Origin of the sequence: Alcaligenes parafaecalis (genome assembly GCF_026344135.1) — a bacterium.
In the GTDB taxonomy this organism is placed as follows: Bacteria; Pseudomonadota; Gammaproteobacteria; order Burkholderiales; family Burkholderiaceae_B; genus Alcaligenes; species Alcaligenes parafaecalis.
Genome location: NZ_JAPKNA010000006.1, coordinates 180,215 through 195,231, shown reverse-complemented (window position 1 = coordinate 195,231; position 15,017 = coordinate 180,215). Strand labels below are relative to the sequence as shown.

General features: G+C 56.0%; 15 protein-coding genes. 8 read left to right on the top strand and 7 right to left on the bottom strand.

From position 1 onward, the window contains the following. Positions 1-22 precede the first annotated feature (22 nt). Both hcaF and hcaE read right to left on the bottom strand, forming a co-directional pair. Positions 23-571, bottom strand: coding sequence for a 3-phenylpropionate/cinnamic acid dioxygenase subunit beta (hcaF, locus tag OSH09_RS17145; RefSeq protein WP_207875511.1), 549 nt, complete (start codon positions 569-571; stop codon positions 23-25). Continuing rightward, the gene (gene hcaE / locus OSH09_RS17140; protein ID WP_266121660.1) at positions 568-1,926 is read right to left on the bottom strand and encodes a 3-phenylpropionate/cinnamic acid dioxygenase subunit alpha; all 1,359 of its coding nucleotides are present in this window, start codon (positions 1,924-1,926) and stop codon (positions 568-570) included. Before hcaE ends, hcaF begins: the two co-directional genes overlap by 4 nt. Positions 1,927-2,312: 386 nt before the next feature. Here hcaE and OSH09_RS17135 point away from each other — a divergent pair, with 386 nt between their 5' ends. Next, positions 2,313-3,266, top strand: a complete 954-nt coding sequence (locus OSH09_RS17135) for a LysR substrate-binding domain-containing protein (protein ID WP_266121659.1) — start codon at positions 2,313-2,315, stop codon at positions 3,264-3,266. 47 nt (positions 3,267-3,313) lie between these two features. Here OSH09_RS17135 and OSH09_RS17130 read toward each other — a convergent pair whose 3' ends face one another. From OSH09_RS17130 to OSH09_RS17115, 4 genes are all read right to left on the bottom strand, one after another. Next, positions 3,314-3,760 (bottom strand): OsmC family protein, encoded by a 447-nt coding sequence (locus tag OSH09_RS17130; RefSeq protein ID WP_207875508.1) that lies wholly within the window; start codon positions 3,758-3,760, stop codon positions 3,314-3,316. 25 nt (positions 3,761-3,785) lie between these two features. Beyond that, positions 3,786-3,977: a hypothetical protein gene (locus OSH09_RS17125; RefSeq protein ID WP_266121658.1), complete on the bottom strand. Its 192-nt coding sequence runs from the start codon at positions 3,975-3,977 to the stop codon at positions 3,786-3,788. Between the two features lie 105 nt (positions 3,978-4,082). Next, the gene (gene dbpA / locus OSH09_RS17120) at positions 4,083-5,471 is read right to left on the bottom strand and encodes an ATP-dependent RNA helicase DbpA (RefSeq protein ID WP_207875792.1); all 1,389 of its coding nucleotides are present in this window, start codon (positions 5,469-5,471) and stop codon (positions 4,083-4,085) included. A 104-nt stretch (positions 5,472-5,575) separates the two neighbouring features. Continuing rightward, a complete protein-coding gene (locus OSH09_RS17115) occupies positions 5,576-6,007 on the bottom strand; it encodes a helix-turn-helix domain-containing protein (RefSeq protein WP_266121657.1) in 432 nt (143 codons plus the stop codon). Between the two features lie 67 nt (positions 6,008-6,074). On the opposite strand from OSH09_RS17115, the gene OSH09_RS17110 reads away from it, so the two are divergent. Next, the gene (locus tag OSH09_RS17110; RefSeq protein ID WP_266121656.1) at positions 6,075-7,481 is read left to right on the top strand and encodes an MFS transporter; all 1,407 of its coding nucleotides are present in this window, start codon (positions 6,075-6,077) and stop codon (positions 7,479-7,481) included. 103 nt (positions 7,482-7,584) lie between these two features. Here the strand turns inward: OSH09_RS17110 and OSH09_RS17105 are convergent, their stop codons facing one another. Next, on the bottom strand, positions 7,585-8,358 hold the full coding sequence (locus OSH09_RS17105; RefSeq protein WP_207875505.1) for an IclR family transcriptional regulator: 774 nt from the start codon (positions 8,356-8,358) through the stop codon (positions 7,585-7,587). A gap of 323 nt (positions 8,359-8,681) precedes the next feature. On the opposite strand from OSH09_RS17105, the gene OSH09_RS17100 reads away from it, so the two are divergent. The 6 genes from OSH09_RS17100 to OSH09_RS17075 all read left to right on the top strand — a co-directional run bounded on the left by OSH09_RS17100 (position 8,682) and on the right by OSH09_RS17075 (position 15,008). Continuing rightward, the gene (locus OSH09_RS17100; protein WP_207875504.1) at positions 8,682-10,157 is read left to right on the top strand and encodes an NAD-dependent succinate-semialdehyde dehydrogenase; all 1,476 of its coding nucleotides are present in this window, start codon (positions 8,682-8,684) and stop codon (positions 10,155-10,157) included. A gap of 101 nt (positions 10,158-10,258) precedes the next feature. Continuing rightward, positions 10,259-11,557, top strand: coding sequence for an ABC transporter substrate-binding protein (locus OSH09_RS17095; RefSeq protein ID WP_153230763.1), 1,299 nt, complete (start codon positions 10,259-10,261; stop codon positions 11,555-11,557). A 173-nt stretch (positions 11,558-11,730) separates the two neighbouring features. Beyond that, entirely contained in the window at positions 11,731-12,627 is an 897-nt protein-coding gene (locus tag OSH09_RS17090; protein WP_035272061.1) for a branched-chain amino acid ABC transporter permease, read from the top strand. Beyond that, positions 12,624-13,610: a branched-chain amino acid ABC transporter permease gene (locus OSH09_RS17085; RefSeq protein ID WP_207875503.1), complete on the top strand. Its 987-nt coding sequence runs from the start codon at positions 12,624-12,626 to the stop codon at positions 13,608-13,610. Before OSH09_RS17090 ends, OSH09_RS17085 begins: the two co-directional genes overlap by 4 nt. Then, a complete protein-coding gene (locus OSH09_RS17080; protein ID WP_207875502.1) occupies positions 13,607-14,356 on the top strand; it encodes an ABC transporter ATP-binding protein in 750 nt (249 codons plus the stop codon). Before OSH09_RS17085 ends, OSH09_RS17080 begins: the two co-directional genes overlap by 4 nt. After that, positions 14,346-15,008, top strand: a complete 663-nt coding sequence (locus tag OSH09_RS17075; protein ID WP_083053200.1) for an ABC transporter ATP-binding protein — start codon at positions 14,346-14,348, stop codon at positions 15,006-15,008. The genes OSH09_RS17080 and OSH09_RS17075 overlap by 11 nt, the downstream gene beginning before the upstream one ends. Positions 15,009-15,017 lie beyond the last annotated feature (9 nt).

Below are 15,017 nucleotides of genomic sequence, written 5' to 3'. Positions count from 1 at the left end.
CAACATCGGAAAGTGAGCAGGGTCAGAACAGAACGCTCAGGTTGTGGGATGTAATGACGACTTGATCCAGAACGATCTCGCGTTCATACAATTCCCAACCAAAGCGCTTGTCTGCGCGGCGTACATAATCCAGGCGCTTGCCGGCGTACCAGGTCTCGTCCTTTTCTTTCTGGGCGCGGTACAGGATATAGTTGCTGCGTATCTCGTAACCCTGGCCGTCGGCGGTGGGGCGGATACGCAGGTTGCTGACAAAGTGGCGGGTGCGCGAAGGCGGCTCCTCCGCCCAGGCCATGCCGGTTTCCAGGCGGGCAACGCGACGCTCCAACTGGAACTTGTTGTCGTTGAAAATCCAGGTGGTCGGCGGTTGCACGCTGCGGCGGCGATCACGGGTTTGTGCATTGCTGGTGCTGCGCATGTGGTAGTGAATGTCCTCAGACAGCAGGTCAAGCCAATCGCGAAATTGCCAGTCGTCCAGCAGTTCGGCTTCCATGTAAAGGAAGTCGGCAATTTCATGATGCAGTTGCATGTCGACGATGGCTGTTTGGGTCGGTTCTTCAATGACGGCGCTCATTTCACCAACTCCTCTTCATAGATGCGGCTGCGCTCCAGTACTTCATCCCAGGTCTCGGACACCATCAGGTCGGCCCAGTACTTGTACAGACCGCGAGCGGCTGTTTCGGAGAAGATGTAGTTGGTAACGCCTGGCACGCCATCGCTGCGCAGACCCTCGTTACCCAAGCCCATTTCCATGCACAACTGAGTGCCACGGGCGCGTTTGCCACGCAGGATTTTCTGAATTTCAGCCCAGTTCTCGGAGTCGTCCTGCTCCAGGAAACCGGCGGGGCCAAAGGCGCGGGTGGCGCTGCGTTCAAAGGCGGCCTTCACATCGTCGGGAGCGGCGGCATCGGCAATACAAAATGCCCAGACCTCCACCTGGTTCGGGCCACGTGGATGCCAGACGCGCAGTGTCGCCGTGCCGTTCAGCCAGCTCAGTGTGGGGAACATATTGTTGTGACCGGCCAGACGCAGGGCACGCACTTCGCCCAGGCGCTCGTGGGCTTCGGCATAGGTGTCGCGAAAGTACTGTGAAACTTCGCCATCTACCCATACGTTGGCGTCGGGCTGCTCGGTAAAGAAGAAGCCACTGCCATGGCCGCGTTGGCCATATTGAACGGCGTCCTTGGCGGTTTCCCAGACCGGGCGTGCGGTTTGGCCAGCGCCCAGTGCCTTGTCCTCATCACCAGGTTTCTGGCCCAGCACTTGCACGGCAGACGCATGCGAGAACAGGGCGTGATATTGGTCAGACGCGAACTGCTCGGCGGGGAATTTCCAGTTGCATTCAATGGTCCATTTCTGAACACCGCCAATGATTTCGGTACCGCCTTCGCGCCGGTCCAGCACACCGTCCAGGTACCAGGCAATGTCGCCCATGTACTCTTCCAGATCAGGGGCGGTGGCGTCCCAATTGCCAAAGACCAGGCCTTTGTATACTTTGACGCGGGTCACTTCCTGCAGGCCCCACTTTTCCTTGCACAAGCCTTGCGGATAGGCGCGTGGTTCCAGCGGTACATCCACCAGATCGCCGTTGGTGCCATAACTCCAGCCGTGGTAGGGACAGGTAAAGGCTTTGGTATTGCCCGAGTCGGCATAGGACACGCGCATCGAGCGGTGTCGGCATTGGTTCAGAAAGGCCTTGATCGAGCCGTCTTTTTGACGAACCACGATAATCGGGTCTTCGCCCATATAGGTATTGAAGAAGTCTCCCGCTTTGGGAATCTGGCTGGTGTGACACAAAAACAGCCAGGTGCGGCCAAAGATGCGTTCCAGCTCCAGCTCATAAATATCCGGGTCGGTGTAAATGGAAGGGGTAACGCGTCCATTACGTGCATCGACCAAGGCTTCGATTTTTTCAGGGTTGATTCCCATCGCTTGCTCCTCGCTATTGCAATGCGTGCTTTTGCAAAACAGGTTTTTGTCGCCAACGGCAAAATGTAGAAGCTTGAAATGAATCCGACCAATACTTGCTTTAGATCGGGTGATCGGCAAACCCGATAAGTCCGCTTTAAAACCCTGGTATGGATAGGGCTTAAGTCTGAAGTCCAATATTGATGCGGTCTTACAGAGACATAGGGTTTACGTGAGCTTCAATTGCTGCGCTGCAGCAATGAGAATCGAAGCTGTTTTTGAAGTCTTGGTAGCAGCGACAATAGTGCTTACAAGAACGGCCTGTTCAGGTGAGATACCGCAGGCCGAGCCAGATGCTGTTCGGGTCCGAGCCGGGCAGAGGGCGACTAATTTGACAGGAGACAAACTTGGAATTGCGACACTTGCGTTACTTCGTTGCAGTCGCGGAAGAGTTGAATTTCACCCGTGCTGCCGAGCGGCTCTACACCTCTCAACCCTCCTTGAGCGAGCAGATCCGTAATCTGGAGGAAGAGATTGGCTATCCCTTGCTGAACCGGACTCGTCGCAAAGTTGAGCTGACAGAAGCGGGGGCTGTTTTCCTGGATGATGCCCGCGAGATTTTGCAGAAAGTAGACGAGGCGGTGATACGTGCCGGCAAGGCGGCTTCGCAAGCCAGGGAAGTGCTGACGATAGGTTTTGTGCCCGCGGCAGAAGTCCGTATTTTCCCGGCAGTCTTGCCCGCTTTCCGTGCTGCTTTTCCGCAGGTGGATGTGGTGCTGCGCAGTCTGACGTCCAACGAGCAGGAAGGGGCCATGGCCCGAGGGGAATTGGATCTGGGTTTTATGCGCGGTCCGGTGCGGGCAAGCAATGTCTGTAGCGAGGTGGTACTGGATGAGCCTTTGCGAGTCTATCTGCCTAAAGGCCATCGCCTGGAAGCGTATAGCCTGATCCCGCCCGCGCGCTTGAACCGCCTGCCCATGATTGCGGTGGACCGCTCCTATGGCCGTTCCATGCACGATGTGCTGGCTCGTTATCTGGCCCACCATAAGGTTGTGCCCGAGCACACCTATAACTCGGCCAACCCCTTGATGAGCATTAATCTGGTGGCGGCCGGTTTGGGCTACACCTTGCTGCCGACTTACGCGGAATACTTCATGCCCAAGAATGTGGTGTCGCGGCCCTTGATCGGCGGTGGCCCGCGCTGCGAGTTATTGATGGCCTACCCACGAGAGACCGGCAGCATGAGTGAAGCCGCTGCCAGCCTGATAGAGCGTATACGGGAGCTGGCACGCTGGCATGGTTCGGGACCTTCAGCGGTCAGTCATTTGAAACAGGCGCCCAATAAAATAGCCTGTATGTAGTCACTCACACAGGCTACGACATTTTCTATAAGAAGACGGACTTTATCTTATTTTTTGATAATGTTGATCTCGTTTGAGAGTTCAGGTGCATTTATTATTGTGTCCAGAACTGGGCAGGTTCTTTCAATGAAACTGACAAACTCTTTTATTTCTTCATCACTGTTGTTGGCCTGAATATAGTATTGGGATGTGATTTTATGAAATCCCATTTTTGCTTCTTTGTTGATTCCATAGAATCCATCGGTATCTATTTCACCGTCCATCTTGACTTTGATGTCGATTAAGTCAATTTTTTGACTCTTTGCAAAAGCTTTTGCAGCAATGCATTTGCAGGCACCAATGGCTGAAAGCAGCGCCTCCAAGGGAGTCATGCCACTATTTGCATCGCTTTGCTTGCCCGGTTCAGTCAGGAAAAACGAGGAATCCCTTGCTGTGCATTCAATCTTTAGTTGGTCGATTAACGTAGCAGTAGCGGAAAAAATGTGGTTGCTCATGGCTTTTCCTTTTGTTTGCGACTTGTTAATTGGCTAATGATTTCAAGGCGATTGTCTGTTTTTCCTGGCTCTTGTGTGTTTCTGATTTCTTTGGTGAAAACAGACGCGAGTTCGCAGTACCTATTGCCTTGGTCTGTAGTTTATATATTTTTCTTTGTGCCGCGAGTTTTATTTTAAAACCTGGCTTGGCAAGCGGATAGCCTTCATCTTCTGGCATGGGTGACAGCAGTTTTTTGACTCGGCAACGGCACTAGTTATTATGAGCACGAGGCTTTTTTATCGACGTTGCCGGTTCTTGGTTTTGCCTCTGGGACAGCCCTTTTTACTTATCTTCCACAAAGCGCATGCGGAAGCGGCGGCCTTTGATATTGGTCTCTGCAATGCGGTCAAAGAATTGACGGGCAATCCCACGATCCAGAGCCACGTAGGAGCGGGCGTCGGTAATCGCAATCTTGCCGACCTGATCCCCTTTCAGACCTACATCACGCGTCAAGGCACCCAGCAAATCGCCGGGACGCAGCTTGTCTTTTTTCCCACCCTGAATTTCCAGCGTCATCATGGGCGCGCGCAGCGGCTCTTTGGATTGGGAGCGCAAGCCTTTCAAATTGCCCCATTTCACTTCACGGCCCTGGAAGTCTTCAATCAGCTTGACCCAACGCAGTTCGTTGCGCGAGACCAGGTTCAAGGCCAGGCCTTTCTGATCACCACGGCCAACACGGCCTACGCGGTGGATATGCACTTCGCTGTCCTTGGTGACATCCACGTTAATGACCGCACCCAGGTTCTGGATATCCAGACCGCGAGAGGCCACATCGGTCGCCACCAGTACGGCGCAGCTTTGATTGGAAAACTGCACCAGAATTTCGTCGCGATCACGCTGTTCCAGATCGCCGGTCAAGGCCAGGGCCTGGATGCCTTCGGATTGCAGCTCTTCCACCACTTCCTGACAACGCATTTTGGTGTTGCAGAAAATCAGGGTAGAGGCGGGGCGGAAATGTTCCAGCAGTGTCACCACGGCAGACAAGCGGTGCTCGGGGTGAACTTCGTAAAAAATCTGTTCGATCTGGCTGGCATCGTGCAGCGCTTCCACTTTGACTTCTGCGGGGTTTTTCAGAAAGCGGGCGCTGAGCTTGCGGATATTGTCCGGGTAGGTGGCCGAAAACAGCAGGGTCTGACGACGGGGCGGGCAGTGCGAGGCAATGGCCACAATATCGTCATGAAAGCCCATATCCACCATGCGGTCGGCTTCGTCCAGCACCAGGGTCTTCAGGGCGGACAGGTCCAGATTGCCGCGTTCCAGATGATCCTGAATTCGGCCAGGCGTTCCCACCACTACGTGGGTACCGTTGCGCAAGGCTTCGGTTTGCGGACGCGAGGGCACGCCGCCACACAGAGTCAGCATGCGCACGTTAGGAATCTGGCGGGCCAGACGGCGCAGTTCGGTGGTGACCTGGTCGGCCAGCTCGCGCGTGGGGCAGATCACCAGGGCTTGTGGTGTCAGCTTGCTGGGGTTCAGGGTTTGCAACAGACCCAGGCCAAATGCGGCGGTTTTGCCGCTGCCGGTCTTGGCTTGGGCGATCAGATCACGGCCTTGCAGAATCAGCGGCAGGCTTTGCTCCTGAATGGCCGTCATCTTTTCAAAGCCCAAGCTATCCAGGGTTTCGAGCAAGGCAGGAAGCAGGGGGAGGGTACTGAAAGAAGTAGAGGGCACGATGGGGGAGCTCACAAAAACTGCCTGAAATAAAGAGAATAGCTATTGTAGCTGGGCGCTGGACTGGGCAGGGGCAGTGCTGTGGTTTTTAGTGCTGTATGGGACTATTGCTCGGTGTCTGGGGCCGTGTTGGGGGCAGCCGGGATTGCTGGGCAAGCCACACGCAGCAGCTTGCGAAAACGCTCGCACTCCATGTGCGAGGGGGCCTGGCATTGGGCAACATGACGCAGCATATGGCTTAGGGTTTTCATTCGACGAATTTGGCGATCAATGTCATTTGCGCGTTGTTGCAAAGTGGGGCGGGGGAGATCGGAAGGTGTGTCTTTATCGAACATTTTGCCGATTTCTTCCAGTGAGAACCCCGCTGCTTTGCCTAAGGAGATCACCGCCAACTGTACCAGGGTGTCTTCGCTATATTGGCGCCGCAGGCCGTTGCGGGCCGGTGACTGGATCAAGCCAATTTCCTCGTAGTAGCGCAATGTGGAGGTGCTGACTCCACTGGTTTTGGATAGGGCCCCAATATCAATCAGTTTCATGCTTGACCTCAAGTTGGCTTTAAGTTGCATAGTAGGTGAACACCCCTCTGACAACAAGAAGTTGGACATGAAAAAACAAATGATATCGACGGGCAGCACGGGTTTGCTGCTTGCTTTGGCTGGTTCTATTTTGCTGGCCTCTTTGGGGACCAGTATTGTCACGGTGGCTTTGCCCACCCTGAGCCGGGTATTTTCGGCAGGCGTCCAGCAGGTTCAGTGGGTCGTGCTGGCGTATCTGCTGGCGGTGACGGTCACGATTGTGCTTGTGGGTCGTCTGGGAGACTTATATGGGCATAGGCGTGTCTTGTTAACGGGTTTGGCGCTGTTCACCTTGGCCTCGGCACTGTGTGCAGGGGCTCCAAGCCTGGGGTGGCTGATTGCCGCTCGTGCGTTGCAAGGATTGGCAGCGGCTATCTTGATGGCGTTGCCCCTGTCGATGGCTAAAGGTTTGGTACCCAAAGCGCGGCTGGGAACAGTGATGGGCTTGATGGGAACCATGTCAGCGATAGGCACAGCTCTGGGGCCGTCCTTGGGAGGGGTGTTAATCGGCGCCCTGGGTTGGCGTGCCGCCTTTGTCTTGCTGGGGCTGGCAGGATCAGGATTATGGGTATTGGCCTTACGCGGTGTTCCCCATGAGAAAGCAACTGGTGGCTCTGCTCAAAGCATGGATTGGGCAGGCAGTGTCTGGTTGTTCATCACCTTGCTATGTTTCTCTTTACTGGCCACTGGCGGCAAGGTGGGGCTGGCCATCCAGCCCTGGATCTGGCTGATTCCGGGTGTCGTGTCGCTGTGGCTGTTTATCCGAACCGAACGACAGGCGACTCGCCCTTTGGTGCCTGTCACTTTGCTGGGGGAACGCGCGTTGGTGAGCTCGCTCAGCATGAATCTGCTGGTGGGTGCCATCATGATGTCTACCCTGGTGGTCGGGCCGTTTTTTCTATTTTTTGGGCTGGGTTTAAAAGAGGCTGAAACCGGCGTGGTGATGGCGATGGGGCCATTGGCGGCTGCCTTGTCCGGGGTTCCTGCAGGCCGTATTACGGATCGCTTTGGTGTACATCGAACCCTGATGCTGGGTTTGCTGCTGTCGGGTATGGGGCTGTGTTGCTTTGCCATTTTCCCTCACTTTTTTGGGGTGGCAGGCTATATCATCGCGCTGGTTCTGATCACGCCCGGGTTCCAGTTATTTATGGCCGCCAATAACACGGCTGTCATGGCTCAGGCCGTGGAAGAACATAAAGGCCTGCTGTCGGGTCTGCTGGGCTTGTCGCGCAATTTGGGCTTTATGGCCGGGGCTTCTTTACTTCCCCTGGTATTTGCGTCTTTATTGGGCGGTCAGGTGGTGGCGGAGAGCTCTGCACAGGCGATTAGTAGCGCCTTTTCCATCACTTTCCTGATTACCGCAGGACTCTGTGTATTGGCGATTGTGCTGGCCTGGTGGGGCAGGTCATCGCAGCGCGCCTCGGCGTCTTGTTAACAGGCAAAAGACATCAAGTGATGCTGTTATTCAGGCCTAACGGCATTGCCGGGCAGCCTTGGCTGCCCCAATATCTGAAAGCGCCGTTGTCCGACGCTCTGCATCAGGCTTTACGCGATGCGCCTAAGCGCTCTGACAAACGGTTGGCCAGCTTGCGCATGGCTTCACCGGCACGGCGCTGTGCGGCTTCATCGGCTTCCTGAGTCAACAAGCTGACGGCCACACCGGCTACCGCTGCCCGGTTATTGGAATCAAAAACCGCTGCTCCAAAACAGTGCATGCCATCACGCACGCCACAGGCGTCTACGGAGTAACCCAGGCGCTGTACATCGTTCAGTTCCACCATCAAATCATCTTTATTGCGTGGGCCATGAACGGTCAGCGGTTCTGGCCAGGGATGATTCAAGGCTTGTTCCAGATCTTGCCCTTGCAGCGTGCTCAGCATGGCTTTGCCGGTAGCGGTATAAACCGCGGGCAAACGCATTCCGGCGCGGAAGGTAAAACCCAGTGGCCGGGTGCCGTTTCGGCAGGCGATATAGACCACATCCTCACCATCCAGAATGGACAGGGTAATGGTCTCTTCAGGCAAGACGCGCATATCGTCCCACGCCGCAAAAAACTCTTGCGTCAGGTCCAGTTGGGACAGGAAGGCATTGGCCCAGCCCATGACGTGTGTGCCCAGGGTGAAACTGCCATTTTCCAACTTACGAATCAGGTGCAGATCCAGCAAGGTGGTGCACAGACCATACAAAGAGCTTTTGGGCATACCCAGGCGTTTGACCAGGTCCGTAAATGACAGGGGCTCCGGCGAGGCCGCCAATTCGTCCAGCACGGTGACTGCACGTACTACAGCCGGAACCAGTTTCTTCTCTTCCACTACGACTAACTCCATAACAACACACAGGAAGTCCACTAAGCCCGCCTGGGCGGGCTGAACTCGGGAAACAGGGGTAAGGGTCTGTCAGCACAGCAAGCGGCATCCCACGGACAATCAGACCGCAGACCAAGCGTGCAGGTCCTGAATTAGGCCAGATTTGCCGCATTGATGCCAGCGCTACATTGTGCCCTTAAACCCCCCGGAATAAAAAATACGGTGACTGATGCTCTACGGGTAAACCCGTAAGCCGATTCGTTGACGTCACGATTTTTCGGCTCCTATAATTCTATCAAGTTCACTATAAGAGAAACAGGTTCAGCATAATGAACAATATCGCGGCATCATTGATTAGCAAACTGAAGGATCCCAGCCTGGCTAAAGATCAGTCCTGGACCGCTCAGGGTTGGGTCTCGGCAGGCGATGGCAACACCTTCGCCGTTCTTAATCCTGCTACGGGCGAGTGCCTGGCCAATGTCGCCAGCCTGGCCACAGCAGAAATCGAATCGGTCATCAGCGATGCTGAAGTGGCCCAGCGCGAATGGAAAGCACGCAGCGGGCACGAACGCGCCAAGCTGTTGCGCGCCTGGTTCGATGCCATGGTTGCCAATGCGGATGACCTGGCCACCATCATGACTATGGAACAGGGCAAGCCCTGGGCCGAGGCTCGTGGTGAAGTGCTGTACGCCGCCTCCTTTGTGGAGTGGTTCAGCGAAGAAGCCAAGCGTGTGTATGGCGACGTGATGGGTCACCCTCAGTCGGACAAGCGCATTGTGGTGGTCAAGCAGCCTGTAGGCGTGTGCGCGGCCATCACTCCCTGGAACTTCCCTGCGGCCATGATTACCCGCAAGGTGGCACCAGCCCTGGCTGCTGGTTGCAGCATTATTGTTCGCCCTGCCGACCTGACTCCCCTGACCGCCGTGGCGCTGGCCGTACTGGCCGAGCGCGTGGGTATTCCTGCTGGCGTGTTCCAGTTGGTCACCGGCCAGTCCCGCGTGGTGGGTGCGGTCCTGACCGCCAGCCCTATCGTGCGCAAGCTGTCCTTCACCGGTTCTACAGAAGTGGGCCGTTTGTTGATGGCGCAATGTGCTCCCACCATCAAGCGTCTGTCTTTGGAACTGGGTGGCAATGCTCCGTTCATCGTGTTTGACGATGCTGACCTGGACGCTGCCATTGAAGGCGCCATGGCTTCCAAGTACCGCAACAGCGGCCAGACTTGTGTGTGTGCCAATCGCTTCCTGGTGCAAGACGGTATTTACGATCGCTTTGCCAAGGCCTTGAGCGAGCGCGTTGCTGCTCTGAAAGTGGGCAACGGTATGGAAGAGGGCGTGGAGCAAGGTCCGCTGATCGAGCAAAAAGCCGTCAACCGTCTGCGTGAATTGATTGATGATGCCGTCGAGCACGGCGCCAGCGTTCTGCAAGGTGGCGCTCCTCATCCTTTGGGCGGTACGTACTTCTCGCCCACCGTGCTGGGTGATGCAACGCCTGCCATGCGCGTGGCTCGCGAAGAATTGTTTGGCCCTGTGGCGCCTTTGTTCCGCTTCAAAGACGAAGCCGAAGCGATCGCGATGGCCAATGACACCGAATATGGTCTTGCTGCCTATCTGTTCACCCGCGACAACGCACGTGCCTGGCGCATGGGCGAATCGCTGGAATACGGCATGGTCGGCGTCAATACCGGTTTGATTTCCAACGAAGTGGCTCCGTTTGGGGGCGTCAAGCAATCCGGTCTGGGTCGCGAAGGCTCTCGCTACGGTATCGATGAGTACCTGGAAATCAAATACATGTGTCAGCAGCTGTAAGTTGATACATACCCGCGCCTAGCGCAGCGAAGGGGGCCGCTCTTATATATAGAGAGCGCCCCATCAGCAGAAACCCACAATAAGCTAAATACGGAGACGCTATGTCTATCCTGTCTGCAACCCCACGAAAATTGACTTTGGCCCTGACACTGGCCACCGCTGGCATCATGGCCAGCACGACGGCCAACGCTGATGATGTCAAACCCATCAAGATTGGTGTGGTTACTTTCTTGTCCGGCGCTGCCTCCGGTCCTTTTGGTGTGCCTGCCAAGAACGCCGCTGAACTGACCGCTGCTCAACTGAACGACGGTAAAGTTCCTGCCCCTTACAACACCAAGGGTCTGGGTGGCGCACCGATTGAACTGGTCTTTATCGACGAGAACGGTGGTACGGCCAAACAGGTTAGCGAATACCGCAACCTGGTTCAGCAACAGAACGTGGACATCGTGGTTGGCTACATCTCCTCGGGTGATTGCCTGGCCGTGGCCCCTGTTGCTGAAGAGCTGAAAAAACTGACGCTGATTTTCGATTGCGGCACACCACGCCTGTTTGAAGATGCCAGCTACAAATACGTGTTCCGTCCTGTGGCCCATGCCACGATGGACAACGTGGCGGCTGCCCGCTTTGTGCTGGAGCGCAATCCTGAGCTCAAGAGCTACGCCGGTATCAACCAGAATTACGCCTGGGGCCAAGACGCCTGGCACGATTTTGAAGGCACACTGCAAGCCCTCAAACCCGGTGTAGAAGCCAAGACTTCGCAAATGCCTAAGCTGGGCGCCGGTCAGTACAATGCTGAAATCTCGTCCCTGATGGCCGCTCGTCCTGAAGTGATTCACTCCAGCTTCTGGGGTGGCGATCTGGAAGGCTTCGTGGTGCAGGCTCTGCCACGTGGTCTGTTCCGCAACACTCTGACTGTGCTGACCGCTGGTGAAACGGCGACTCACCGTGCCAACAATCAGATCCCTACCGGCACCATCATCGGTGCTCGTGGCCCACACGCTGCTTTCGCTCCTGACAATGAATTGAACCGTTGGTTGCGTGCCAGCTACCGCGAGCAATTCAATGCAGATCCTAGCTACCCATCCTACAAGATGACGCAAACCCTGCTGGGTCTGAAAGCAGCTTACGAAAAAGCCCAGGCTGCCAACGAAGGCAAAGCTCCTTCCACCGAACAAGTGGTCAGCGCCTTTGAACACCTGACTTTCGAGAGCCCATCGGGCGACGTCACCATGTCCCTGGGTCAAGGTCACCAAGCTGTTCAAGGCACGACCTTGGGCGTGGTGAAAAACGACAAGGGCGTGATCAGCTTTACCGATCTGCGTCACTTCAAACCTGAAGAAGTGACTCCACCCGAAGGCGTGAAGTCCATCGACTGGATCAAGGGCGGTCTGAAGTACTGATCCGAGCAGGCGTCCTGAAAAGGACGCTGCCCTGAAAATCCGGGCATGCAAGATCTTGTTTTGCATGTCCGGTTTTTACCGCTAGGCCACTCCAAGGTACAAGTTTCTCCCATAAGGGGAAGCGAACCGAAGGCGTGGTGGCATTTTTTATTCCATTTCCACAGAAACCGACTATGTCTCTTCTTTCTGCTGCCCTAATAGATGGCATCATGTACGCCGCCTGGCTGTTTCTGGTCGCGGTCGGACTCACGCTGATCTATGGTGTGATGAAGATCCTGAACATGGCCCACGGCAGCCTCTATACCATTGGCGCCTATACCGCCGTCACCATGGTGACGCAGTGGCTCTCTACCGATCAAAGCCCTTACGGCAGCTATCTGATGCTGATCCTGGCCGCGGTTATTGCCGGTCTGGTCCTGGGTCTTGTCATTGAATACGGCTTGCTGCGCTTCTTCTACCAGGAAGAACCTGTTGTCTCTTTGCTGATTACCTATGCGGTCTTCCTGATTCTGGAAGATACCGTCAAGCTGGTCTGGGGCGTTGATCCTTACGTGATCGCCGAGCCTTATGGTTTGTTGGGTAACGTCGAATTCGGCGACCTGTTCTACCCCACCTACAGCTTTGTGATTGTTGTGGCTGCCATTCTGGCTGGCCTGTTCCTGACCCTGTTCCTGAAGTATTCGCGTCAAGGCCGCATCTTGCTGGCCGTGATTCATGACCGCGAAGTCAGCCAGGCCATGGGCATTAACGTGCAACGCTACTTCCTGCTGACCTTTATTGCAGGTGCCACGCTGGCCGCCCTGGGTGGTGCGCTGACGGCTCCTACTATTTCTGTCGCTCCCGGCATGGGTGTTGAGGTCATTGTGATGGCCTTCGCCGTGGTCGTGATCGGTGGTCTGGGTTCCTTGCCCGGTGCCGCTCTTGGGGCCGTGATTGTTGGCCTGGTGCGCTCCTTTGCTGTGCATTACTGGCCCGAAATCGAACTTTTCTCCATCTACGCGGTAATGGCACTGGTGTTGGCCGTCCGTCCTAAAGGATTGTTTGCTGCCGCCGAGGCCCGAAAGATATGAACAAGACCAACATTACGCTTAAGCAGGGCATGATTGCCCTGGTCATTACGGTGGCCGCCCTGATCGTGGGCTTTGGCTTGCCGTCCTGGCAGTTCCTGATTACTGTGGCGCTGGCCAAGGGCCTGGTTGCCCTGGGCGTGGTGCTCTTGCTGCGCTCGGGCCTGGCCTCTTTCGGTCAAGGTCTGTACTACTGCATCGGCGCCTATGGTGTCGGTATGGCCATGAACTACCTGGACTGGCGCGAAGCTCTGGTCCTGCTGCCCTTCGCTGCTGCTTGCGCTGCCTTGCTGGCCTGGGTGCTGGGCTTTTTGCTGGCTCGCTACCGTGACATTTTCTTTGCCATGCTGAGCCTGGCTTTGTCCATGATCATGTACGGCCTGCTGGTGCGTAACCCTAGCCTGGGTGGCAGTGACGGCTTTAACGTGCATGCGCCTTCCTTCATGTGGGGTGCTTTTGCAGAAACCCTGTCGCGTCCTGGCGTGTTTGTCCTGACCGTGGTGCTGGTGGGTTTTGTGCTGTGGGCCATGCAAGGCTTTCTGCGCAGCCGTGCCGGTCGTCTGGGACCAGCAATCAAAGACAATGAAATCCGTGTTGAGTACCTGGGTGCTTCGGCCTATCGCAATATTCACCTGAGCTACGTGCTGGCTGCCGCTTTGGCCGGTCTGGGCGGTGCCCTGTCCTCGCTGAGCATCGGTCACGTGGACCCTGAACTGGCGTTCTGGACCACCTCGGGCGAGTTCATCTTTATTGCTGTGCTGGGCGGTACCCGCAATGCTTACGCGCCTTTCCTGGGTGCCTTGAGCCTGGAACTGATTCGCACACTGGCTTACCAATATGCGCCTAACACTTGGCAGATCGTGATGGGTGTCAGCATGTTGGCCCTGATTGTGTTCTTGCCAGGTGGCCTGATCAGCATCTTGAACCGCCGCAACAAGGCGGCTAACACCACCGATTCTTCTTCACCGACAGGGGCCCGCTCATGAGTCAGTCACCCTTGATTTCCGCTAAAGGTTTGTGCAAGCAGTTTGGCGCTGTCCACGCTGCACGCGATATGACCGTTGATATCCATGCGCAAACCATTACGGGCCTGATCGGTACCAATGGCGCAGGTAAAACCACCTTCGTGAACATGTTGACCGGCTATATGAAGCCGGACTCCGGCAATATCTTTTTTGCCGGTCGTGAAATCACGGGTTTGCCACCACGGGAAGTAACCCGTTTGGGGATTGCCCGCTCTTTCCAGATTCCTCAGTTGTTCACTTCTCTGAACGCATTGGAAAACGTGGAAATCGCCTTGGGCGTGGCCAAGCAACCTTTGTCCGAAGCCAGTGCGATTCTGGAGCGTTTTGGCCTGAGCGCCTTCGCCCAGTCCCAGGCAGGCACTTTGCCTGAAGGGATTCGCAAACTGCTGGACATCGCGCTGGCCATGGTAGCCCAGCCTAAAGTGCTCTTGCTGGACGAGCCCACCAGTGGCGTGGCCAGTGACGAAAAATTTGAAGTGATGGACCGTGTCATGAAAGTGGTCCGCGATGCGGGCGTGACGGTTCTGTTTGTGGAACACGATATGGAAATCGTGCGCCGCTACAGCGACCGCGTGCTGGCTTTCTACGACGGCACTATTCTGGCCAACGGCACTCCTGATGAAGTGCTGGCCCATGAACAGGTTCGTGAATACATCATCGGCGAGCCGGTGGGACGCAATAAACAGGAGGCCGATAATGCTGCTTGATGTCAAAAATCTGGATGTACGTATTGGCCCAACCAGCATTCTGCGCCAGGTAAACCTGCAGGTGCGCCAGGGCCAGATCGTGGGCCTGGCCGGTCGTAACGGTGCGGGTAAAACCACGCTGATGCGCACGGTGATGGGCTTGCTGGCGGTGGACAATGGCTCGGTCATGTTTGATGGTCAGGAACTGGCCAAGATGCCCGCCTACCGTCGCACCAGCCTGGGCATGGGTTTTGCCCCCGAGGATCGCAAACTGATCCCCGAGCTGAGCGTGGAAGAGAATATCCGCCTGCCCGCCTGGGCCCTGAAATCCCAGGATATTGAAGAGCGCCTGGACCGTGTCTGGCGCATCATCCCTGAATTGAAAGTCTTCGGCCCACGCCGCGCCCTGCAATTGTCGGGTGGTCAACAAAAGCTGGTCGCGATTGGCCGTGCCTTGATGACTGCTGACAAGCTGCTTTTGCTGGACGAGCCTTTTGAAGGCGTCGCTCCTGCGCTGTCCAAGCGTATTGCAGAAGTGGTGGGCGAGCTGAGCAAAGAGGGCTTTAGTGCTTTGTTGTCCGGTGCTGACTTGCAGCACGCGGGCAATGTGATCGATTACACCTACCGGATGGACCGCGGCCGTATCGAAGTACCGCAGCCCGCCATACCATAAGGAGAAAGC

Bases quoted from the DNA above. Each gene is read 5' to 3' on its own strand.
- OSH09_RS17085 (WP_207875503.1), top strand. From the start codon at position 12,624: ATGAACAAGACCAACATTACGCTTAAGCAGGGCATGATTGCCCTGGTC.
- OSH09_RS17080 (WP_207875502.1), top strand. From the start codon at position 13,607: ATGAGTCAGTCACCCTTGATTTCCGCTAAAGGTTTGTGCAAGCAGTTT.
- OSH09_RS17100 (WP_207875504.1), top strand. From the start codon at position 8,682: ATGAACAATATCGCGGCATCATTGATTAGCAAACTGAAGGATCCCAGC.
- OSH09_RS17095 (WP_153230763.1), top strand. From the start codon at position 10,259: ATGTCTATCCTGTCTGCAACCCCACGAAAATTGACTTTGGCCCTGACA.
- hcaE (WP_266121660.1), bottom strand. From the start codon at position 1,926: ATGGGAATCAACCCTGAAAAAATCGAAGCCTTGGTCGATGCACGTAAT.
- OSH09_RS17130 (WP_207875508.1), bottom strand. From the start codon at position 3,760: ATGAGCAACCACATTTTTTCCGCTACTGCTACGTTAATCGACCAACTA.
- hcaF (WP_207875511.1), bottom strand. From the start codon at position 571: ATGAGCGCCGTCATTGAAGAACCGACCCAAACAGCCATCGTCGACATG.
- OSH09_RS17115 (WP_266121657.1), bottom strand. From the start codon at position 6,007: ATGAAACTGATTGATATTGGGGCCCTATCCAAAACCAGTGGAGTCAGC.
- OSH09_RS17075 (WP_083053200.1), top strand. From the start codon at position 14,346: ATGCTGCTTGATGTCAAAAATCTGGATGTACGTATTGGCCCAACCAGC.
- OSH09_RS17090 (WP_035272061.1), top strand. From the start codon at position 11,731: ATGTCTCTTCTTTCTGCTGCCCTAATAGATGGCATCATGTACGCCGCC.
- OSH09_RS17125 (WP_266121658.1), bottom strand. From the start codon at position 3,977: ATGCCAGAAGATGAAGGCTATCCGCTTGCCAAGCCAGGTTTTAAAATA.
- OSH09_RS17110 (WP_266121656.1), top strand. From the start codon at position 6,075: ATGAAAAAACAAATGATATCGACGGGCAGCACGGGTTTGCTGCTTGCT.